21 protein-coding genes and 1 tRNA gene are annotated in these 20,709 nt (G+C 66.4%); 19 read left to right on the top strand and 3 right to left on the bottom strand.

What is annotated here, in order from left to right:
* Nucleotides 1-34: 34 nt before the first annotated feature.
* The gene (locus A2G96_RS09290; protein WP_062798614.1) at nucleotides 35-1,264 is read left to right on the top strand and encodes a hypothetical protein; all 1,230 of its coding nucleotides are present in this window, start codon (nucleotides 35-37) and stop codon (nucleotides 1,262-1,264) included.
* A 30-nt stretch (nucleotides 1,265-1,294) separates the two neighbouring features.
* Here A2G96_RS09290 and A2G96_RS09285 read toward each other — a convergent pair whose 3' ends face one another.
* Nucleotides 1,295-2,146 carry a helix-turn-helix transcriptional regulator gene (locus tag A2G96_RS09285; RefSeq protein WP_062798612.1) on the bottom strand — a complete coding sequence of 284 codons (852 nt, stop codon included), beginning with the start codon at nucleotides 2,144-2,146 and terminating at the stop codon, nucleotides 1,295-1,297.
* A 204-nt stretch (nucleotides 2,147-2,350) separates the two neighbouring features.
* Here A2G96_RS09285 and A2G96_RS09280 point away from each other — a divergent pair, with 204 nt between their 5' ends.
* The 3 genes from A2G96_RS09280 (at nucleotide 2,351) to A2G96_RS09270 (ending at nucleotide 4,924) form a co-directional block, all read left to right on the top strand.
* Nucleotides 2,351-3,049, top strand: a complete 699-nt coding sequence (locus A2G96_RS09280) for a TVP38/TMEM64 family protein (protein ID WP_231909634.1) — start codon at nucleotides 2,351-2,353, stop codon at nucleotides 3,047-3,049.
* Nucleotides 3,050-3,242: 193 nt separating this feature from the next.
* Nucleotides 3,243-3,575: a helix-turn-helix transcriptional regulator gene (locus A2G96_RS09275; RefSeq protein WP_062798608.1), complete on the top strand. Its 333-nt coding sequence runs from the start codon at nucleotides 3,243-3,245 to the stop codon at nucleotides 3,573-3,575.
* 2 nt (nucleotides 3,576-3,577) lie between these two features.
* On the top strand, nucleotides 3,578-4,924 hold the full coding sequence (locus A2G96_RS09270) for a type II toxin-antitoxin system HipA family toxin (RefSeq protein ID WP_062798606.1): 1,347 nt from the start codon (nucleotides 3,578-3,580) through the stop codon (nucleotides 4,922-4,924).
* 60 nt (nucleotides 4,925-4,984) lie between these two features.
* Here the strand turns inward: A2G96_RS09270 and A2G96_RS09265 are convergent.
* Both A2G96_RS09265 and A2G96_RS09260 read right to left on the bottom strand, forming a co-directional pair.
* Nucleotides 4,985-5,059: transfer RNA gene (locus A2G96_RS09265), tRNA-Thr, on the bottom strand.
* A gap of 438 nt (nucleotides 5,060-5,497) precedes the next feature.
* A complete protein-coding gene (locus A2G96_RS09260; RefSeq protein WP_003098996.1) occupies nucleotides 5,498-5,998 on the bottom strand; it encodes a DUF305 domain-containing protein in 501 nt (166 codons plus the stop codon).
* Between the two features lie 450 nt (nucleotides 5,999-6,448).
* Here A2G96_RS09260 and A2G96_RS09255 point away from each other — a divergent pair, with 450 nt between their 5' ends.
* The 15 genes from A2G96_RS09255 to A2G96_RS09185 all read left to right on the top strand — a co-directional run bounded on the left by A2G96_RS09255 (nucleotide 6,449) and on the right by A2G96_RS09185 (nucleotide 20,665).
* Entirely contained in the window at nucleotides 6,449-7,195 is a 747-nt protein-coding gene (locus A2G96_RS09255) for a hypothetical protein (protein ID WP_003120040.1), read from the top strand.
* A gap of 118 nt (nucleotides 7,196-7,313) precedes the next feature.
* Nucleotides 7,314-7,526, top strand: coding sequence for an AlpA family transcriptional regulator (locus A2G96_RS09250; RefSeq protein ID WP_003090093.1), 213 nt, complete (start codon nucleotides 7,314-7,316; stop codon nucleotides 7,524-7,526).
* Between the two features lie 42 nt (nucleotides 7,527-7,568).
* A complete protein-coding gene (locus A2G96_RS09245) occupies nucleotides 7,569-8,444 on the top strand; it encodes a ParA family protein (protein WP_003090095.1) in 876 nt (291 codons plus the stop codon).
* On the top strand, nucleotides 8,428-8,697 hold the full coding sequence (locus A2G96_RS09240) for a hypothetical protein (RefSeq protein WP_003050422.1): 270 nt from the start codon (nucleotides 8,428-8,430) through the stop codon (nucleotides 8,695-8,697). Before A2G96_RS09245 ends, A2G96_RS09240 begins: the two co-directional genes overlap by 17 nt.
* The gene (locus A2G96_RS09235) at nucleotides 8,690-10,369 is read left to right on the top strand and encodes a ParB family protein (protein ID WP_062798603.1); all 1,680 of its coding nucleotides are present in this window, start codon (nucleotides 8,690-8,692) and stop codon (nucleotides 10,367-10,369) included. Before A2G96_RS09240 ends, A2G96_RS09235 begins: the two co-directional genes overlap by 8 nt.
* A gap of 14 nt (nucleotides 10,370-10,383) precedes the next feature.
* Nucleotides 10,384-10,944 carry a DUF2857 domain-containing protein gene (locus A2G96_RS09230; RefSeq protein ID WP_003090097.1) on the top strand — a complete coding sequence of 187 codons (561 nt, stop codon included), beginning with the start codon at nucleotides 10,384-10,386 and terminating at the stop codon, nucleotides 10,942-10,944.
* A gap of 3 nt (nucleotides 10,945-10,947) precedes the next feature.
* Nucleotides 10,948-12,180: an STY4528 family pathogenicity island replication protein gene (locus A2G96_RS09225; RefSeq protein ID WP_023113902.1), complete on the top strand. Its 1,233-nt coding sequence runs from the start codon at nucleotides 10,948-10,950 to the stop codon at nucleotides 12,178-12,180.
* Between the two features lie 430 nt (nucleotides 12,181-12,610).
* A complete protein-coding gene (locus A2G96_RS09220; RefSeq protein WP_003090099.1) occupies nucleotides 12,611-13,405 on the top strand; it encodes a PFL_4669 family integrating conjugative element protein in 795 nt (264 codons plus the stop codon).
* Nucleotides 13,402-13,929 carry a DUF3158 family protein gene (locus A2G96_RS09215; RefSeq protein WP_003090100.1) on the top strand — a complete coding sequence of 176 codons (528 nt, stop codon included), beginning with the start codon at nucleotides 13,402-13,404 and terminating at the stop codon, nucleotides 13,927-13,929. Before A2G96_RS09220 ends, A2G96_RS09215 begins: the two co-directional genes overlap by 4 nt.
* 73 nt (nucleotides 13,930-14,002) lie before the next feature.
* Complete coding sequence (locus A2G96_RS09210) at nucleotides 14,003-14,455, top strand: single-stranded DNA-binding protein (RefSeq protein ID WP_003120036.1); 453 nt, start codon at nucleotides 14,003-14,005, stop codon at nucleotides 14,453-14,455.
* Nucleotides 14,456-14,731: 276 nt separating this feature from the next.
* Nucleotides 14,732-16,753, top strand: a complete 2,022-nt coding sequence (locus tag A2G96_RS09205; protein ID WP_062798601.1) for a DNA topoisomerase III — start codon at nucleotides 14,732-14,734, stop codon at nucleotides 16,751-16,753.
* Between the two features lie 531 nt (nucleotides 16,754-17,284).
* A complete protein-coding gene (locus A2G96_RS09200) occupies nucleotides 17,285-18,895 on the top strand; it encodes a DNA cytosine methyltransferase (protein ID WP_023108432.1) in 1,611 nt (536 codons plus the stop codon).
* 243 nt (nucleotides 18,896-19,138) lie between these two features.
* A complete protein-coding gene (locus A2G96_RS09195) occupies nucleotides 19,139-19,696 on the top strand; it encodes a hypothetical protein (protein ID WP_023108433.1) in 558 nt (185 codons plus the stop codon).
* Between the two features lie 333 nt (nucleotides 19,697-20,029).
* Nucleotides 20,030-20,251 carry a hypothetical protein gene (locus tag A2G96_RS09190; protein ID WP_003120032.1) on the top strand — a complete coding sequence of 74 codons (222 nt, stop codon included), beginning with the start codon at nucleotides 20,030-20,032 and terminating at the stop codon, nucleotides 20,249-20,251.
* A gap of 21 nt (nucleotides 20,252-20,272) precedes the next feature.
* The gene (locus A2G96_RS09185) at nucleotides 20,273-20,665 is read left to right on the top strand and encodes a hypothetical protein (protein ID WP_023108434.1); all 393 of its coding nucleotides are present in this window, start codon (nucleotides 20,273-20,275) and stop codon (nucleotides 20,663-20,665) included.
* Nucleotides 20,666-20,709: the final 44 nt, after the last annotated feature.

The following is a 20,709-nucleotide window of genomic DNA, read 5'->3' as shown; positions in this document are numbered from 1 at the left end:
TTCATGACCGATTCGAGATCCGAGGGGTAACTCCATGAACGCTCCAACCGTCAGTGCCTTCGACTTTTCATCGCCCGGCGCCGTGCAGTTCAATGCCGGCGCGCCAGCCATCATCCTGGAGGCAAGCACCGTGCACGTGCTGGCCTGGATCTACGTGGACAGCGCGGGACTGCCCGCCGACCAGAAAGTGTTTTCGCTCTGCCAATCGCTGATCCTGGGCGTCGGCACCGGCGGTGGCGACGTGCCGATGCTCTATCCGGAAGTGTGGGACAACGCCGGCAACCGCTACACCTTCCAGGCCGGGCAGATCCCGACCGACCAGTGGAGCCTGGTGGAAATGATCTGGACCCAGGGCCAGAGCCTGGTGGGACTGATCAATGGGGTGCAGGTGCAATCGGTGCCGGTGTCAGACAATCCGCTGCAGCCACCGGTTGCCGACGGCACCAGCTATGTGGGCGCGTTCTGGGACAGCTACTCGTATCCGTTCTGCGGCATGGTGCAGTCGGTGCTGCTGACCAACGGCGCCGACCAGACCGCCACGCAGGGCTTTGCGCTGCAGCCGTCGGGCGCGATCAGCAACTGGGGACCGAGCGGCCCGGTGTTTATCGGCGGCGCCAGCACCGTGACGCTCGACACGCCGCCGGCAACGCCCTACGGCGCACCGGACCAACCGCCCGCGCCGACCTACGTCGGCGAGCAGATGCCGGCCACCGTCAATGCCAGCACGCCGTTCGCCATGCTGGTGCCGGGTATGGACAGCAGCACCTACACCATCCTCGGCATCAGCCAGGTGTGGCAGCAGCTGGTGGAGCTGACCGGACAGCCCGGACTGGACACCGGCTACGAGGTCGACGTGACCACCGGCGTCAGCATCACCGACAGCGAAACGCAAACCCTCGGCGTCAGCCTGGGGCTGGAGTCGGGTTTCGATATCGGCGTGTTCAGCGCCAAGGTCAACCTGACGCTGTCCTATTCGGTCTCGTTCACCGAGGAATTATCGATCACCGAAGCCACCACCATCGCCAAGCGGTTCGACATCGACAAGCCCGACGTGGCCACCACCGGAATCTGGTGGCAAGCCGTGCCGACCCTCACCACGTTCCAGGTGGTCAACAACATGAACACGGTCGGCGCCAGCGTGCAGGACCCGCTGCCGGAGATCACCGCCACGGTCTATCCGCCGCAAAGCCAGCGCACGCTGAAGACCGGGACCAGCCCGCTGACCGGCAAGGCGAGCACGGCGCGGCCGTCGCTCAGGCTGTAGCGTTGCGCCCAGCCACCGCCAGCGCCACGCTCAGGCGGCTGCCCCTTGCGCGCGGGCGGCCGCCTGCAGGGTCCACAGCGGCGGCCATTGCGAAAACGGCGGCACGGTGTGCGCAATCGCCACCACGCCGTGCCGGCCGCCCGCGCCGACCTTGTCGTAGATCACGCGCGCATGGACCTTTACGGTGTCGACGCTGACACCGAGGATGGCCGCGATGTCCTCGTTCGACTTGCCTTGCGCCAGCCATCCGCACACCTCGAGCTGGCGCGGCGTCAGCGTCGGGAATGCCAGCCGCAGGCGCTCGGCCGGCCCAAGCCTGGCGACGGTGCGCTGCTGCGCCTGACGATAGCAGCGCAGCAAATGCGGGCGCAGCGCCTGCAGGCGGTCGCGGTCGCCGTCGCTGAACGGCGGGCTGCCGCTGACGCGAAGGCTCACCACGGTGACCACATAGCCCTCGTGCTCGAACACGATCGCCAGCAGCCGCCGCGCATTCAACGGCAGCAAGGCTTCCCGCGCCATCGGCAGCGCCATGAACTCGTCATCGCTAAAGAAATCGGATTCGCGCAAGGCGCGTTCGCCATAGAACGCGGGGTCGTACTGCCAGAACGGATGGCTGTGGCGGTGGCTGGCGAAGGCCTGCATGCAGCGCGCACGCGCGGCGGGGTCGTCGTCCACCGAGACCAGCGCGCGGAACCCCTGGCTGCGATGGTGAAATTCGGCATAGGCGACGACGTCGCCGTCGGTAAGCCTGGCCACGCTGGGGAACAGCACGCCCGGCAGCGCCTGCAGGTCGGGCTCGTGCTCGTACAGGGAGATCACTTCATCCCGGAATGCCTCCAGCTTCCTGTCCTCTGACGTCAGGGCGGTCGGTGAGGGGCGCATGCTTGCCTTTCGCCTGCGGCGGCACAAAGGTAACGACAAGAATGATGAAAATGCCAGACCGTCGGATTGTATCGTGCCGCACGCAGCGCGACATGCACGCGCACCACGTGATCGGACCTGCTAACGGTCCCGCCGCGACGCGTGCCGGCCAGTGCCGAACTTTGCCCCCGGCCCCGCGTTCTAAATTTTCATATGCTGAGCAAATTGTCTGCCACATTGTCTGGGAAGCGGCACACCCGCCGGCACGCGCTCTGGTTCTGGCTTGCGGTCGGCACCGTGGTCGTGCTGGGGGTTGCGATCGCGATGTCGCCGGCGTTCAAGGACATCATCGGGCAGGCGGTCGACTGGGCGCGCGAGATCATGGCACAGCACCCCGTCGCGGGGGCGCTGGTGTTCTTCGTGTTCTCGGCCGTTTCGGCGATGCTGGCCTTTGCCTCGAGCGTGGTGCTGGTGCCGGTGGCCAGCGAGGTATGGGGCAAGCCACTGACGGTGCTGCTGCTGTGGGGCGGCTGGCTGGTGGGCGCGTGCGCGGCCTTCGGCATCGGGCGCCTGGCGGGTCCGCTGCTCGGCCGTGTCGGCTACGCGGACAAGCTGGAGAAATACCGGGGCTATGTGTCGAAGCGGATGAAGTTCTGGGCGGTGCTGCTGTTCTGCATCGCGGTGCCTTCGGAAATCCCCGGCTACCTGTTCGGCACCATGCACTACCCCTTCCTGAAATTCCTCGCGGCCATGGCCCTCGCTGAAGCGGGCTATGCGTTCGGCATCGTCGTCGCGGGCGAAAGCCTGGCCATCGACCAGCCCCTGCACTTCGTGGTCGCCGTCGGTGTCCTCGCGGTAGTGGCAGTCGCGGCGGGCCTGGCGCTGCGTGCGCGCAAGCACCGTTCGCGCCGTCTGCAGCGCTGACATGACTCCTGTGCGGGGCGTTGGCGCCACCTCGACCGGCTGGCTGCGCCCGGACACCTCACAGGTTTCGACCGGTAACTCGACAATACAGGTAATAGCCTGTTTTTTAATATAACAGGCCAAAGCTTGTAAATCGGCGTAACAGGCAATATCCTGTATCCATCCGGCCGCCGGCCGGGTCCGGGACCGCGCCATGCACTACGCCATCAAGACCGTCCACCAGTTGCGTCCGATTCTCCAGGGCTTCCGCAAGTCGCGCGGCATGACCCAGGCCGTGATGGCCGAACACCTCGGGGTCACGCAGCAGACCTATGCCGAACTGGAAGCCAACCCCGCCGCTGTCAGCGTCGAACGCCTGCTGCGGGTACTGCGCGTGCTCGGCGTCGAACTCGTGCTGTCGCAGGCGGAAGCTGGCACTACCGCGCAGCCCGCGCCCGCCCGCCCCCGTGCCAAGCCCGGTACGCCGGCAGGCAAGACCGGGACGGCCCGTCCCGCTACCGGCCGGCGCCCGCGCGAGGACTGGTGACCATGGCGCGCGCGCGGCAAGGCAACCGCCTCGACCTGTGGATGAACGGCATCCCGGTCGGCCATTGGGAAACCGGCGCCGGCGGCGACCGGCTGGTTTATCGCGAAGACTGGATCGCCGACCCGCAGGGACGGCCGCTGTCGCTGTCGCTGCCGTTCACGCCCGGCAACCAGCCGCATCGCGGCCCGGCGGTGGCCAACTATTTCGACAACCTGCTGCCCGACAGCGATGTCATCCGCCGCCGCATCGCGGCGCGTTATCGGGCCGCCGGCACCGACGCCTTCGCGCTGCTGGCCAGGGTGGGACGCGACTGCGTCGGCGCCATCCAGATGCTGCCGCCCGGCGAAGCTCCCGAGGCGCTGCAGACGGTCAGCGGCCGCGCGCTCAGCGACGAAGACATTGCCACGCTGCTGCACGAAACCACGTCGGCGCCCGTGCTCGGCCAGCGCGATCCCATCGACGACCTGCGGCTGTCGATCGCCGGCGCGCAGGAGAAGACCGCGCTGCTGCGCTGGCGCGGACAATGGCAGCTGCCCCAGGGCAGCACGCCGACCACGCACATCTTCAAGCTGCCGCTCGGGCTGGTGGGCAATATGCGCGCCGACATGCGCACCTCAGTCGAAAACGAATGGCTGTGCGCGCAGATCGTCGCGGCCTATGGCCTGCCGGTGGCATCGTGCGAGATCGCCCGCTTTGCCGGCACCAAGGCGCTGGTGGTCGAACGCTTCGATCGCAGGCCGTCGAGCCGCGGCACCTGGCTACTGCGCCTGCCGCAGGAAGACATGTGCCAGGCCACCGGCACCTCGGCCCTGCAGAAATACGAGTCCGACGGCGGACCCGGCATCCGGCAGATTGCCGAGATCCTGTCCGGCTCGCGCGCGGCGGCGAGCGACCGCCGGCATTTCTTCATGGCGCAGGTGGTGTTCTGGCTGCTGGCCGCAACCGACGGCCATGCCAAGAACTTCAGCATCAGCCACCTGCCGGGCAGCCAGTATGAGGCGACGCCGCTGTACGACGTGCTCTCGGCGCATCCGGTGATCGGCCGCGGCCGCAACCAGCTGGCGCCGCAGAAGGCGCGGCTGGCGATGGCGCTGCATGGCCGGAACACCCACTACGCCATCCATGAGATCCGCGCGCGCCACTGGTTTGCACAGGGACAGCGCATCGGCTTTGCGCCTGCCGAGGTCGAGGCCATGCTGGACCACGTGACCGGGCAGACCGCACAGGTCATCGACAAGGTTGCGTCGGGATTGCCGGCGGACTTTCCGCTGGATGTCGCCGACGCGATCTTCGACGGCATGCGGCGGCACAACCGCAGGCTGGCGGCGCGGGCCGAGGCGGACCTGTGAACGCAGGCGGACGCCAGCGCAGTCATCGATCGACCGAAGCGAAATAAACCGGGAGGGAAATGGTGCCCATGGGCAGGATCGAACTGCCGACCTCTCCCTTACCAAGGGAGTGCTCTGCCACTGAGCCACATGGGCGGGTGCTCCGGCGTGGGACCACGCGGAATCGAATGGAGCGGGAAACGAGTCATGCACTAGAGCGCTAAGTCTCTGTTTCCCAGTCACTTTCTCCACTGTGGTGATCAGCGAAGAACTCAATTATAGCCTTGTTTTTCGCCCTCGGCAACAAAGTTCATCCAACCACTTCCACCAGCGTCCAAGGATGATCCATCCACCCGTCGTTACGCCTGATGCGTCCAGCTGCTGAGCGGGTTCGCTATCGAACTCCAACTTGCGACGATCATGACTTGCGCTCGCTCCGCAGGCAGCGCGGGGTGGTGTCGCGTGGACTGCCTGGCACCTGGACGGCTGTAGGACACAACCGCCGGCATCGGAACACCGCAAGTACTCATCTTTACATCGCTGCGGCTAACTTCGCCGGAGCGCAACGCGGCGCCAGTGTAGTGGCAGCCAGCCTCAACGAAGGCGTGCAGCAATCCGGTTCATCTGCTCGATCTCCGCGCGCTGGCCATCGGAAATCGCTTGGCATAGGTTGACGAGTTCCGGATCTGAGAGCTGCGCCTCGCGGCACATGAGGATCGCTCCCGAATGGTGCGGGACCATAGACGCGATGAACTGTCGATCGCCGATTCCGGTTTGAGCACGGGTAGCGGCAAAAGAACCGAGTGTGAGAACGGCAAACAAGCCGTACAGCACGAGATTGAGCCGCCGGTTTGGAAACATGCCGGGCATTGTCGCTAGCATGAAGATGCCCATTGGCGCCCACATAGTGACCGCCATGTAGAGCATGTTGAGATTGTTTCTGAAGTCCCTGGCGCCGTCGATCATGCTGAACATTACGAAGTACATGACGACGAGGCCCAACACCATGTTCACCCAGAACTTGGCGTATGGTCGGCCGTGCTTACCCATCTGACCGGATGTGTGATGTTGATGTTCATGGGAATGTTCAGCCATCTCCGTCTCCTATGTGCTGGGGCAACCTGGCAGGGTCACTGGTACTGCGGCAGATACTTTGTCGATATATCAGCATGTGGAGCGATGCATCACTAACCGCTGATTTCCAGTCACCAACTGGACGTAGGGGCGTCGAACGCTTCAACTCGCTGGTCTTGAACCGTCTGGATATCAGACCATACCAAATCGGTCTTGATGGGCTTTGCGCCACCTATGACGCTGGTACCGTGAGCGCCAATATCGAGCTTGCGTCCTCATCGCTCGATGGGCCGGCAACTGATCGATTCTTGCATATCAAGCAAGACAAGGCCACCTGCGGCGGACGCCAATGGCCTCCTCCGCCTTCGCTTAGGGCATCGCCTCAAGCGTCCGTCGCAGGCCATAACGACACAACAGCCCTTGGGCAAGAAAGGAGCCGGTGATGTAGCGCACCCGAAAGGAGACGAAGACATGCACAAGGACATTTCAACATCAAAGGTGTTCTATCGTCCCATCGAGGCGGCCATCCGATGGGCTGGGTTGCTGCGGTATCTCCCGATGATCCTGGCCACGATCGCGTCACCGCGTGTCCTGCCTCGGTCGCTGAACTGCCCTCGATGGAATGAGTGCCGGCTGCACTCGGAACGTATCTATGACGGCATCCTCAACGGAGAGCTGCCCTACGGCAAGAACGGGATCACGCTCAATGATCCGAAGCTGCTCAATTCTCTGGATCTGACTGTTCGCCATGTCGATCTAAAACGCTGGATGCGCACCCACTATCCCGAGCACCGGCCAGGATTTCTGTTCAGCCGTGGCGAACGCATGGCGCATCCTTTCATCACCATGGAAACAGGACAGGCGATCCTCGTGGAGCGGCTGGCCCTTCAGGCCGCGCTTGAACAAGCCCGACGTGAGATGCGAGAACTGCAGGAGCAGCACGACACGCTACTCAAGCAATCCTCGGTGCTGTTGGCATCCAAGCAATGCGAGATCAGCGAACGGGCGGAAACGACCTATCTCAACATCATTGGAGGGATGTTGACGCTGATGCTGAGCCAGTCGCCTTCAGGCGTGCCCTATTCCAGCTTCAAAACGCAGGAGGCCCTTGTCTCTGCATTGGTCGCCCACTACGGCGGCACCATGGGCATCACTGAGCGCACCTTAAACGGAAAGTTCGCCAACGCTAAGAGGTACGTTCGTAGCGCAAGCGCATGAGGTTATCCAGCTTGTATGTGCAATCGCGGAGATTGCATTTGCAATGTCTTTCCGCAGCCAGGTCTATTGAATAGAGGTCACGCCAACAAACGCCACCGAGCGTTCAGGAGTGACCGCCATGTCGCAGACCCCTGTACTCCCGCCGAACGAGCGCCGCATCCTGCGGCTCGATGAAGTCGAAGCGAAGTCCGGCTTCAAACGCGCCCACATCTACAACCTGATGAAGAAGCGCCAGTTCCCTCAGGCGCTGCGCCTGGGCGTGCGCGCTGTCGGCTGGGATTCGATCGAAATCGACCAGTGGATCGCCGAGCGCCTCAACCACCGGACCTGACCCGCTCTCCCGCGGACTTCCCATTCCCAGCCGGAGAGCGCCATGCAGGTCGTGTCCATCATTTCAACGAAGGGCGGCGTCGGCAAGACCACGACGGCCGCCAACCTGGGCGGGCTCGCCGCGGACGCGGGCCTGCGCGTGCTGCTGCTCGATCTCGACGTGCAGCCCACCTTGTCCTCCTACTACGAACTGACCCAGCGCGCGCCGGGCGGCATCTATGAGCTGTTGGCCTTCAACGAGCGCGACCTTGGCCAGCTCGTGTCCCGCACGATCATCGCGGGCCTGGACCTGGTGCTGTCCAACGACCACCGGGGCGAGCTGAACACGTTGTTGCTGCATGCGCCGGATGGCCGCCTGCGGTTGCGGCATCTGCTGCCAGCACTTGCTCCCCTCTACGACCTGGTGCTGATCGACACCCAGGGCGCGCGTTCCGTGCTGCTGGAGATGGCGGTGCTCGCCTCCGATCTCGCGCTGTCGCCCGTCACGCCGGAAATCCTCGCGGCACGCGAGCTGCGGCGCGGCACCATGCAGTTGCTCGAAGATATTGCGCCGTACCGGCACCTGGGTATCGAACCGCCGCCGCTGCACTTGCTCATCAACCGCGTCCACCCGGTGTCCGCCAACGCACGGCTGATCCAGCAGGCCCTGCGCGACCTGTTCCAGGACAGCGCCGGCATCCGCGTGCTCGCCACCGACGTGCCGGCCATAGAAGCGTATCCACGTGCCGCAACGCGCGGCCTGCCGGTGCATCGGGTCGAGCACCGCCAGCCGCCCGGCAGAGTCGCCCCTGCCGCGCTCGACACGATGCGCGCGCTCGCCAGCGAGTTGTTCCCGCAATGGCAGGACCGACTGGCTCAAGTATCCGGCCGCCCGCAGCGACCTCTTGATCCTGGGAGGCCCCATGGCGAACGCACATGAGCTGGCCCGCGGCCACAAGCGGCTGCGCGCCCTGATCGAGTTCGCGGTCGGTGAGGGCTGGCACGTCAAGCGCACGCCGGGCGGGCACCTCAAGTTCACCAAGGCCGGCTGCGCGGCGATCTACACGAGTTCGACAGCGAGTGACCACCGGGCCGAATTGAACGCCCGTGCGCAGATCCGCCGCGCCGAGCGAGAGGCCCGCATGGCGCCGGCCGGCGGTCGTGGGGACTGCGAGGGGTGCGGCCATGGCTGACATGACCTCGCAGGACATGGCAGGCAAGCTGCTCGCGGCCGGCTTCGAGCGCAGCGGCCCAGCGGCTACGGCCTTGAGCGACCCGATCGCGGACACGCCCATGGTCGTGACGCTGGACCAGTTGCGGCCCTACGACCATGACCCGCGCATGAAGCGCAACCCGGCTTACGAGGAAATCAAGGCGTCCATCCGCGAGCGCGGCCTGGACGCGGCGCCGGCTATCACGCGCCGGCCCGGCGGGGACCACTACATCATCCGCAACGGCGGCAACACGCGGCTGGCGATCCTGCGCGAACTCTGGTTGGAGACCAAGGAAGAACGCTTCTTCCGCATATCGTGTCTGTTCCGACCATGGCCGGAGCGCGGTGAAATCGTCGCGCTGACCGGGCATCTTGCCGAGAACGAACTGCGCGGCGGCCTCACGTTCATCGAGCGCGCGCTCGGCGTCGAGAAAGCACGGGAGTTCTACGAGCAGGAGAGCGGCGCCGCCCTGAGCCAGTCGGAACTGGCCCGCCGCCTGGCGGCCGATGGCTTCCCCGTCCAGCGGTCGCACATCACCCGCATGGCCGACGCGGTGCGCTACCTGCTGCCCGCCATTCCCACCGTGCTTTATGGCGGCCTTGGGCGCCACCAGGTCGAGCGGCTGTCGGTCATGCGCACGGCCTGCAAACGCACCTGGGAGCACTACGCCAAGGACCGCTCGCTGCCGCTGGACTTCGACAGCTTTTTTCAGGAGGTGCTGGCGCAGTTCGACACGCAGGGCGACGAGTTCGCGCCGCAGCGCGTGCAAGACGAGCTGATCGGCCAGATGTCCGAGCTGCTGGGAATCGGCTACGACGTGCTGGCGCTGGACCTGACCGAATCGGAAAGCCGCCACCGGGCGCTGGTCAGTGACCCGACGCCACCTGCGGCGCAGCCGGCGTTGCCTTCGCCCACCGCCGGCACGCCGACTCCGCCGGGCGCAGCATCGTCCATCGCCACGCCTGCAGCGGCGGCCGGTCCTCCACCCGCCAGCCCTCCGGCGTCCGAGCCCACCTTGCGCCACGACGACACGGCGGCTGGCGAAGCGGCCACGGGAAGCCCGGCGGCTGCACCGAGCGATCTGCTTCGTGAGCACATCGTCTCGCCGGCACCGACGACCGAACGGCTGCAGTCGATCCAGCGCATGGTCGCCGACCAGTTGGGCGATGCGCTGCCGCCCGACTTCTCGGCGAGCGTGTTGCAGTCCATCCCGGTGCAAGCCGGCGGACTCTATCCGATCTCCGATGTCTGGTACATCGACGCCGGCCTGGACACGCCCGATCGGCTGCGCATCCACATCGCGCAGTTCGCGCGCGAGATCGCCGGGGAGGCAGGCCTGGACGAGTACATCGAGGATCGCGCCGATGGCATCGGGTTTGCGTGCCGCGCCCGCGGCCAAGCCCCGTCGCCGCTCGGCCGCGCGGTGCTGACGCTCCTCACTTCGCTGACGGGTCAGCCCGTCGCCGAAGCGGGCCTGGACGGCGCGCAGCTCGCCGCCGACCTGCCGACCCTGTTGCACGGCCAGAGCCAAGGCCATGGCAGCGGCGCAAGGCGCTTGAGCGACACCGCGTTGGTCAAGCTCTTTCGGCTGCTCCGCTTGGCCCGGCGTCTGCTGGACCTGGAAGCCGGCACCACGGCGCCCGGGACGTGAGCGAGGGAGGTCGCATGTCCACATCGCATCCGCTCAACCAGGCCGTGATCGCCCAGGCGCTGTATGACCTTCGCAACGGCCAACTGCGCCGCTGCAAGGCCATGGGCTTCGGCGAGGCCGAGCTGGATGCGCTCAAGCACCCCGCGCTGATCAGCGTGCTGGCCAACGCCAGCGTCTCGTGGTGCTCGGTCACGGTCAACCGCGAAGTGCTGCAGCGCCTGCTCAACCAGGCGCAGGACGTGGAGAAGGAAATCGCCACGGTCGATCGCATGCTGCGGCTGGGGGCCAGCACGGAGATGGTCAGCCGCTTCTATGGCCTGACCCATCAGGAAGTCGCCCTGCGGCGGGAGATCCTCGGCCTGCCCAAGCGCAAGGGGCGCCACCCCGTCCTGGACGAGACCCAGGACACCGAACTGTGGCGGCAATGGAAAGCCGTGACCAGCAGCAGGAACGTCGATCTGGAGGACGAGACCTCGATTCTCGATGCGGCCATGGACCTGGCCGAGGGCATGTCACTGCCGCTCTCGGTGGTCTGGGCCGCGATCAGGAACTGGGTCGATCAGGGATTGGGCTAGGCCATGGCCGTGGACGACACCGCCCCACGAGCCCCGCGTCAAGGCCCCGTCGCACTCGCCGACCTGTTCGACGCTGCGCTGAAGGACCTCACGCCCAAGCCACATCCCAGCGCGCCAGCGCCCATGGCAGTGCCCACGCCTGCCGCGTCCGGCGACGCCTTCCTGTTCAGTGGCAATCGGCACGAGAGCGTGCCGCGGCGGCTGTTCCTCGACCGCCGCCTGACACCGCTGGAGCGCAACGCCTGGCAGGTGTTCCGGCTGATGCTCAACGACGACGGCGTCACGGCGTTCCCGACCTATGAGCAGTTGCGCCCCTGGCTGGCGTCCATGCCCTGCGCGGGACAAGCCTCCCACGAGACCGTCGCGCGGGCGCTGACGCTGCTGCGCCTGACGCGCTGGCTGAGCCTCGTGCGACGACGGCGCGACCCCAAGACCGGCCGCATCCTCGGAAACCTCTACGTCCTGCATGACGAACCCCTGACACCGTTCGAGGCCATGCAGCTCGACGCCGACTACCTGGCCCTGGTCAGCCAGTCGCTGGGGCATTCGGCCAAGGCCGTTCAGGTGGTGGGACTCAACACCCTCCAGGAGATCGCGGACGACCCGATGTTGTCCGGACGCACCTTGCCGTCGCGGCTGCAAGTGCTCGCCGAGCGCCTGGCCGACCAGGGAATCACCGCCACTCAAAGTTATCCACAGGAGGATGCGATCCACGATTCCGAAGAAGGGCCCGCGAGCCTTCTTCGGAATGGCGAACGCCCCTCTTCGGAATCCGAAGCAGGGCCGAAACCCGCGCCAGACGGCGCTCTTCGGAATCCGAAGCAGGACCGTACAGTACGTAGTAGTCGTATTAATGAAGTACGTACTACCGCGCAGGCGCGTGCGCTGGGCGACCTGCAATGGCCCAAGCGCTTCGCGGAACTGAAGGCGGAACAGCAGGCCGGAGCCAGGATGGCGTTGCAGCAGGTGGACGCTGCCCTGGGGCAGGCCGTGCTGGACGAATGGGCCGCACGGTGCGGCAAGCATGGCATCCGCAACCCCGCCGGATATCTGTTCGGCATCATCCAGCGCGCCATGCGCGGCGAGTTCAATGCGTGGGCCAAGCAGACCGGCCCGGCACCGCCAACACCATCGGCGGCGCGAGCGCCACCATCCGAGCCGCCGCGCAACGTCGTGCCGCCCGAGGTGGCCCGGCAGCACATCGAGCGCCTGCGCGACCTGCTGCGCAAGACCTGAGCACAGGGCTCGTCAAAGCCGTGAAGTAGATCTCCATGGCGGTCGGCAGAAACGGTCCCCTGGGGACGGCTGTGCGGTGAAGCGCCGGGTGACGGCGCGACCTGCTGCGCGAAACCTGGGCAAAGCGCCTGGCAAGGCCATGAAGCAAACCTCCATGGCGCTCAGCGGAACGGTCCCCTGGGGACGGCCGTGCTGCGAAGGATGGTGTCGAACGACAGCGCGACGTGCGGTGCAGCACGCAACCCGTCGACGACCGAGGCCCGGAGCGCCAACGTGAATGCCCATCTGCGGAGCGGTCCCCAGGGGACCGTTGCGCGCTGCGCCGCCAGCGCGCACAGAACCGGGGGCCGGCTCATTTCGGTTTGTTGACTGACTGCCTTCCGCCGCATGCGGATGCTGGCGGCTCCCTGTCCACCAGCGAGCGATCACCATGGCAACCAGCAACGAACCATTGCAACTCAACCTCGGCTCCCTGCGCAGCGCAATGTCGCTGACGCTGCACACCCACCACGCCTCGCGCATCTGGCATGGCCGCGCCGCCGCCGAGGGGCGACCGGGCATCGTCGGCCTGAACGGCTACATCGCCGTCATGAACAAAATGAAGCGCGGCTCGGAGCAGGACGACCCGTACAGCGACTGGTGGATGCTGCGCATCGAGGACAAGCTCGACCAGACCAAGACCACGCTGCAGACGCTGCGCGAACAGGTGGACCAGGCCCTGGCCGGCGTGCCCGCCGCGTTGACCCTGGGCGAGAACCTCAACGTGCAGCCCGTCAAGCTGCCGCTGTTCGTCAATGCGCAGTTGGGCTTTGCCGCCGTCTATCTCCTGGCCGACTACGACGACATCGCGCGCAAGCTGATCCTCGCCCACCACACCGCGCTGATCGACCGCAGCACCTTAGAGCGCTGGCTCAACGAGGGCGCGCACGCGCTGCGCAGCCTGTTCTCGCTGGCCCAGCAGTATCGCTATTCGGGCTGCACCCGCGACGATTTCGCGGCGAAGAATGCGGCAGCGCGGGCCGCGCTGGAGAAGTTCGGCGAGTTGCCGCAGGACGTGCTCGAAGGCACGCGCCGCTCGAAGTTTGCGCCACCCATCGTGCGCCGTGGTCTGCAACAGCGCGGTGAGAGTCCTGCCGCAGCCGCTACCAGCGTCGATGGTGATGCGGCCGCTGCTGCCGACCCGTCCGAAAACGCAGCCACTGCCGGCGAGGACGAATCCGCATGAGCGATCTGAACCAGCCGACCCGCTACTTCCGGGGCCTGCAACAGGGAGCCTTCATGCGCCTGGAACACGCGGCCTCTCTAAAAGGCCTTTTAAAGCCTTTTAAAGGTAAAGGGGACTTGGAGGCCTGGGCCGGCCAGTGCTTCGCCATGCGCGACGAGTTGATCGGCTTGGCGCAGCGACAAGTGCTGCAACAGGCCAGTGGGCATCCCTTCCACCTGCTGCCCGTGGAACTGGCCCAGCAGACCACTGGCGCGGGAACGACGTTCCTGCGCTGGCGCAGGCACGACCGCTCGGCCATGGGCGTGGCCCTGTGGCAGGAGCTGATGGCGAGCACCAGCACGCCGGTCAACCTGCTGGCCGACCTGCACGCGATCGAGCTGCAGCGCATCACGCTGAACATGCAGATCAGCCTGTTGCACACCCTGGGCAGGCAGGCGCAGGAGTGCGCCAGCAAGGCCGCCGAGGCGGAAGACGCCTACCTGCGCCGGCTCACGTCCTTTCCCGCCGCAATGCGCGATCGGTGATTGCGCCGGGCATCCCAGCACGCGCCCGGCGCCGACCAGGTGCGGGTATTTCAACCACCAAGGAGATTGCAACATGAGCACGCATTTTTCGGGCGAAGGCAACATCGGCTCGCCCCCCGAGTACCGGGAGTTCCCCAACGGCAACGACGAACCGCGGCGCTTGTTGCGGCTGAACGTGTATTTCGACAACCCCGTTCCCACCAAGGGCGGCGACTATGAGGATCGCGGCGGCTTCTGGGCGCCGGTGGAAATCTGGCACCGCGACGCCGCGCACTGGAAGGACCTCTACCAGAAGGGCATGCGCGTGCTGGTCGTCGGCCGCATGGAGCGCGAACCCTGGACCGACAACGAGGATCAGCCACGTGAGACTTGGCAGATCAACGCGCGCAGCGTCGGCATCCTGCCGTTCCGCATCGAGTCCGTCGTCCTGAGCCCCAAATCGCAGGAGACCGCACAGGACGCGCAGCCCAAGCCCCAGGCCGCCCAGGAACCGGCTGCGCCGAAGGAGCCCAAGCGCAGGAAGTGATCCGACGGGGGGGCGGCCGCAGTACGTTGCCGCCCCCCATGTCCTCGCGAGCTATCCCCAGGGGACAGCGCCACCAGCGTCCACCGGCTTCCACGCGCTCCCGAACATCGCGGCTCCCGACTCGCACATCGCCGGCCGCACGCCATCCCCGCCTCAGCCATCCCATCTCGTGAAAGCGGTCGCTGCCGCATGCAGCTTGTTTGCTGCTGCCCCAACAGGCGCTCGGCATCCTCGATCCCAGCAACTCCATGAACAACGGGAAGCGGATGGACGGACATGCGGCTGTTTCTGTGCGAGAAGCCCTCCCAGGGCAAAGACATCGGCCGGATTCTCGGCGCCACGCAGCGCGGTGAAGGCTGCCTCAACGGCTCCGGCGTCACGGTCACCTGGTGCATCGGCCATCTCGTCGAAGCGGCAGCACCCGAGGTCTATGACGCGGCGCTCAAGCGCTGGTCGTTGGAGCAGTTGCCCATCATCCCTCAGCAGTGGCGGGTCGAGGTCAAACCGCAGACCGCCACGCAATTCAAGGTCGTCAAAACGCTTCTGGCGAAGGCGACCCATCTCGTCATTGCCACCGATGCCGACCGCGAGGGTGAACTGATCGCCCGCGAGATCATCGACCTGTGCGGATACCGCGGCCCCATAGCACGCCTGTGGCTGTCGGCGCTCAACGATGCGTCCATCCGCACCGCGCTCGCCAAGCTGCGGCCCTCGGCCGAGACGCTGCCGATGTATTACTCGGCGCTGGCGCGCTCGCGCGCCGACTGGCTCGTCGGCATGAACCTCAGCCGGCTGTTCACCGTGCTCGGGCGGCAGGCCGGCTACGACGGCGTGCTGTCGGTCGGGCGTGTACAGACCCCGACGCTCAAACTCGTGGTGGACCGCGACCGAGAGATCGCGGCCTTCGTGTCCGTGCCGTACTGGGCCATCGACGTGTCCCTGTCCGCAGGCGGTCAGACGTTCACCGCGCAGTGGGTGGCACCCGACGCCAGCACCGACGACGCCGGCCGCTGCCTGCAGCAGCCCGTCGCACAGCAGGCCGCGCAACAGATCCGCGCCGCGGGCAGTGCCCAGGTGGTGTCGGTCGAGACCGAGCGCGTGCGCGAAGGCCCGCCGCTGCTGTTCGACCTGGGCACCTTGCAGGAAGTCTGTTCCAAGCAGCTTGGGCTGGACGTGCAGGAAACCTTGGAGATCGCCCAGGCTCTGTACGAGACGCACAAGGCCACGACGTACCCGCGCTCGGATTCGGGCTACCTGCCCGAAAGCATGTTCGCCGAGGTGCCCACGGTCCTGGACAGCCTGCTCAAGACCGATCCCACGCTGGCCCCGATCATGGGCCAGCTCGACCGCGCCCAGCGCTCGCGCGCCTGGAACGACAGCAAGGTGACGGCGCACCACGGCATCATCCCGACGCTCGAACCCGCGAACCTCTCCGCCATGAGCGAGAAGGAGCAGGCGGTGTACCGGCTGATCCGGGCGCATTACCTGGCCCAGTTCCTCCCGCACCACGAGTTCGACCGCACCATGGCGGACCTCTCCTGCGGCCAGCAGAAGCTGGTGGCCACGGGCAAGCAGGTCGTCGTCAAGGGCTGGCTCCTGGTGCTGGCCGAGCCAGAACGTGAAGGCAGCGCCGACGAGGACGGCGATGCCCCGCGCAGCCAGGTGCTGCCCGCATTGCGCGACGGGATGGCATGTCAGGTCGCCGGGGCCGACATCAAGGCCCTCAAGACGATGCCGCCCAAGCCCTATACCCAGGGCGAACTGGTCAAGGCGATGAAGGGCGTTGCGCGTTTCGTGACCGACCCGCGCCTGAAGCAGAAGCTCAAGGACACGACGGGCATCGGCACCGAGGCGACCCGGGCCAACATCATCAGCGGGCTGATCGCCCGCGGCTACATCGTGAAGAAGGGACGCTCCATCCGCGCATCGGATGCGGCGCTCACGCTGATAGACGCCGTGCCCGCGGCGATTGCCGACCCCGGCACCACCGCCGTCTGGGAACAGGCGCTGGACATGATCGAGGCCGGACAACTCACCCTGGATGTGTTCATCGGCAAGCAGGCTGCATGGATTTCGCAGTTGATCGCGCAGTACGGCAGCACGTCCCTGTCCATCAAGGTGCCCCAAGGACCGGCTTGTCCGCAGTGTGGCGCGCCCACGCACCAACGCACCGGCAAGAGCGGCCCGTTCTGGTCGTGCAGTCGCTATCCCGACTGCAAAGGCACGCTGCCGGTCGAAACCGGCACGTCCAAGCGTGGTGCCTCGCGCCCACGCAAGAGCGGCCGCAAAGGCTCCTGACCGACCCCCGTTCCCCGTGAGCCGTGCCCGCCATCGGCGGCGTGGCCCGTGTTCCGCATGCCCTGCGGGACGCCCAGCGCGCAACGCCTTCTTGTCCGTGTGCGCGTCCCGTTCAGCCGCCCCCGGCCGCGGGACCTGAAGGTAGCTTCTCCGCGAACCGCACCCCGCGCGTTCTCCCCGTCCGCATCTCTTCCGCACGCTGCGAAGGGTCCCCCGATGGCTTGCCTGTGCGAGCCACCCGGAGACCCTTCGTGGTCAGCGGTATTCGGTGCCGGTGCCCGCCGGCGCAAAAACGGGCTCCCTTTGTGCGCGGATGTGCGCCAGACGATGCCGGCCCCAGCCACGACATGGGCCGGGTGTGATTGCTGGGTGAGCAGACGGTTCTAGCGACGACCGGGCCTGCCAATCAGCCCACGGGTGGTTCTTCTTTCCTCCCGAGCCGAAGGCCCCTGGGGCCTTCGGCGCCTTTCTCCTGCCTTTCAACGCCCCGGCCAGGGCGATGGCCCTGCGCCATACGAACAGGAGACCGACATGCACCCGAAACTTTGCGCACCGCCACGCAACACGCCGCTGCTCTACGGCAGCGTCTGCAGCGGCATCGAGGCCGTGAGCCTCGCTTGGCAACCGCTCGGCCTCGAAGCCGCGTGGTTCGCCGAGATCGAGCCGTTCCCGAGCGCCGTGCTCGCCCACCGTTACCCCCTCGTGCCCAACCTGGGCGACATGACCACGATCGCCCGCCAGGTCCGCGCCGGCACCGTGCCCGCGCCAGACCTCCTGGTCGGCGGCACGCCGTGCCAGTCGTTCAGCGTGGCCGGCGCCCGCCGTGGCCTGGCTGACCCGCGCGGCGCCCTGACCCTTGCCTATGTGGAGCTTGCAAATGCCATCGACCAAACCCGCCGCCAAGACCGCCGCCCGCCGGCAACGCTCGTCTGGGAAAACGTCCCCGGCGTCCTCAGCGACCGCAGCAACGCCTTCGGACACTTCCTGGGCGCACTGGCCGGCGAAAGCCGTGCGCTCGAACCGCCAGGGCAAAAATGGGCGCACGCAGGTTGTGTGTCTGGACCCCGGCGCCGCATCGCCTGGCGCTTGCTCGATGCTCAATATTTCGGCGTCGCCCAACGGCGCCGTCGCGTGTTTCTTGTGGCAAGTGGTGGAGGTGGCGTCGATCCCGCCGAGGTACTTTTTGAGCGCCCAGGCCTGCGCGGGGATTCTTCGCCGGGCTTCGCGCCGTGGCAAGACGCTGCCGGCGCTGCTGGATCGGGCGCTGCGGCAGCAGGCTGGTACTCGGGATATGCAGGACTGAAGCAGCCCTACGGCAAGGCCACGGTGACGTTCGGATTCGGCGGGGGCAACACCGCAGGACCCATCGACGTCGCGGCCTGCCTGACCGCGGCGCCCGGCCCGAAGAACGACTTCGAAGTCGAGACCTTCGTGGCGCAGTCCATCGCGGGCAGCATCAGCCACACGCTCAGCACCGCCAACGGCGGCAAGGGCTGCAGCGAGGACGGCACCGGCAAGGGTGTGCCGATCATTGCCTTCACCGCACAGGGCTGCGGGGCGGATGCGACGACGAACCATGCACCGACGCTGCGTGCCGGCGGACATCGCCTCAGCCACGCGAACGCCGGCGTGGTGCCGGCCATCGCGTTCGCGCAGAACTCGCGCGGCGAGCTGCGGCTGGAATCCGGCCACGGCCAGCTTGCCGGGACGCTCTCCACGGGTGGCGGCAAGCCGGGCCAAGGCCGGCCGATGGTGATCGGCGTGGCGCTGCGCGGTCGCACCGAAGGCTTGGCCGCTGAACTGGGCGATGGCGTCTCGACCGCGCTGCGCACCAGCAGCGGCGGTGCCGACAAGCCCCATGTGCTGGCACCGGACTTCGAGGCACATTTCCGCTACGACTGGAATAACCCCGGTCCGGGCGACTGGTCGCAGTGGCGGGTGCGTCGGCTGATGCCGGTCGAATGCGAGCGGCTTCAAGGCATGCCCGACGACTACACGCTGGTGCCGTACCGCGGCAGGCCCTCCGCCGACGCGCCGCGCTACAAGGCGATCGGCAACTCCATGGCCGTGCCGTGCGTCGCGTGGCTGGGCCAGCGGCTGGTGCAGTGCCTGCACAAGACGGGATCGAGCGCTTCGGATTGATGCACGACGCGGCCGGCGGGCCGCGTGATCCTCCCTCCTGCATTGCCGACGCATCGGCAACAGCCAGCAGCCAGGGTGTCAAGGCTGCCGTGGGTTCCTCCCACGCCACCCGCCAGTTCGCCCCGGCATCTCTCCGGCGAACGCTGCCCACCGGGCATCGATGCCACCTTCCTCCAACCCACGGGATGTATGCCGCGTCCCGTCAGGGGCGTGTCGTCAACCCGGTCGATATCAGGACTTTCCATGGACACCATCACCCGACAAGACCGCATCACGCTCAAGAACCTCAAGGTCGCGGATTTCGCGAGCGAGGAAACGCTGTGCTTCACCGCCACCGTCATGTTCGACGGCAGGCCCATCGCCGAAGCCCGCAATGACGGACACGGCGGCTCGACGTTCGTGCGCGCGTTGCAAGGCCAGGCCGCGCTGCTGGCCCAAGCCGAGGAATTTGCCAAGAGCCTGCCGCCGGCATCGCTCGACGTCGAGCGCGAGGACGACGAGCCACTTCTCATCGACATGACGCTCGACTTCCTCGTGGACCAGTTGGCCGATGCCATGCACGCAGAGCGCAAGCTGCGCACCGCGTTCAACCGCGACATCGGCAACAAGGTGCTGTTCATCAAGGACGGCCGGCTGCTGTTCCTCAAGGGCATCAAGCTCAAGGCCATTGCCGAACGCGCGGCATATTTCGCAAAGCTGCGCAGCCGACAGGACCAGCCCATCGTCATCCTGGCCGAGCTGCCAGCGGACGAGGCATTCGCCATCTGGAAGCAGCATGTCCTGGGCGACAAGCCCCGCTGATCCAGCCTCACCGCACCGTCATGACCGCCCCGCACTCGTTGCGGGGCTTTTCTTTGTCCCTGCGCACATCAATCGGGGCTGGACCAGATGCCGATTTCCAACTGACGTGGCGCGGCACCCTCACGAAGCTGTCCGCATGTTCGCTGATTCGTCAGCACATGCCAGCAGCCAGGGTTTCAGGCTGCCGCGGGGTTCTCTCCGCGCAACCCACCAGTCCGCATCGCATCCATTGCGCGGACGCGCGTCCCCAAGACGCTGATGCTTTTTTTCAACCGCGTGCGGGAGCTGCCATCCCGTGAGGGACAGGGCCCCGCTTTTCCAAGGAGCCCATCCATGTCCCAGCAAGCCTCTTTCGGCCGATTCGGTCAATTGGCCTTGACCTACTGCGGCAAGTTCCTGCCGCTCGAAGTCCTGCACAGCGCCGCCGGCCACTACATCGGCACGCGCGATACCGAAGGTCCCGTCTCGCGGGAATCTCGTGAGTACTTCCGCAGCCATGCCGCGGCTCAACGTGCCCTCGAAAGAGGCGGCTGGTCCCAGCTCGCCATTCCCTGATCCAACTGGAGGAATCACGTCATGAACCAGCTACTGCCACAGGAAGTCGTCGATCAGATCGTTCGGGAAGAACGGCATTTCAGCGCCGCGCCCCAAGCCTTTTTCGAGGCATGGAAGCGTGGTGTCGAGATCGCCGGCCCGCAATGGTTTGGCGATGGCACCCGTGAAGGTCTGAACCAGGCCAAGAGCAAGTGGGATCTGCGTCCCGACATGCTGCGCCTCAACGACGCCCTCGGCGTCCTGAGCAGCGGGGAACGCATGTTTCTGTCCGCGATGGTCAGCTTCTACAACGCGCGCGAGGGCGGTGCCATGCTCAAGCGCTGCCACTTCAACGGGTTGTCGGACTTCGACGGCCTCGATCTGCCTCGTCGCCAGGTGATCGCCAACCTGCTGCTGAACTACAGCGGTTGGTGAGCCGGTCCCTGGCACATCTTCATCACTGCGTTCACGCGACCCCA

It is taken from the genome of Cupriavidus nantongensis, from assembly GCF_001598055.1.
Lineage (GTDB): Bacteria > Pseudomonadota > Gammaproteobacteria > Burkholderiales > Burkholderiaceae > Cupriavidus > Cupriavidus nantongensis.
Note: the sequence above shows the minus strand (reverse complement) of the source record. Positions and strands in the feature narration are given on the sequence as shown.